1 protein-coding gene is annotated in these 532 nt (G+C 44.2%); it reads right to left on the reverse strand.

Going from position 1 to position 532, the window contains the following annotated elements; all coding sequences use genetic code 11:
- Positions 1-532: peptidylprolyl isomerase (locus R7P64_RS24625; RefSeq protein ID WP_318124257.1), on the reverse strand; the 532-nt coding region annotated here is incomplete at both ends.

Raw genomic sequence — 532 nt, forward strand, 5'->3', positions numbered from 1 at the left:
GCTTCAGAGTTCAGACCGTCTTCTTTCACTTCTGGGCTCAGTAGTGCTTGCATAACGGCTTGGTTACGTAGAACCTCAGGTGCATCAACTTGAGAGATGAAGTCTGTTGTCTTCACTTCTTGGTTAATAGCTTTAGAAGCATCATCTAGTGAATCAGGGTACTCAAAAGCAACACGCTCAAGCTCGTTTTGAAGCTCGTAGAATTGATCCACCGCTTTTTGGTCTACTAGCTCTTGCTTAATCTCAGCAGCCACTTCATCAAATGGTTTTGCAACAGCATCTTTCAGCTCTTCTAGCTTGATAATGTGGTAGCCAAAGTCAGATTTTACTAGACCAGACATGTCACCTGGGTTCTTAAGTGCAAACGCAGCTTCTTCAAACGCAGGATCCATAACATCACGTTCGATCCAACCTAAGTCACCGCCGTTTTCAGCACTACCGAAATCATCAGATTTCTCTTGCGCTACGGCAGCAAAATCTGCACCTGCGTTCAATTCATCTAAGATAGCTTGTGCTTTTGCTTCATCATCAC

Origin of the sequence: Vibrio sp. 2304 (assembly GCF_033339475.1) — a bacterium.
Classification (GTDB): Bacteria; Pseudomonadota; Gammaproteobacteria; order Enterobacterales; family Vibrionaceae; genus Vibrio; species Vibrio alginolyticus.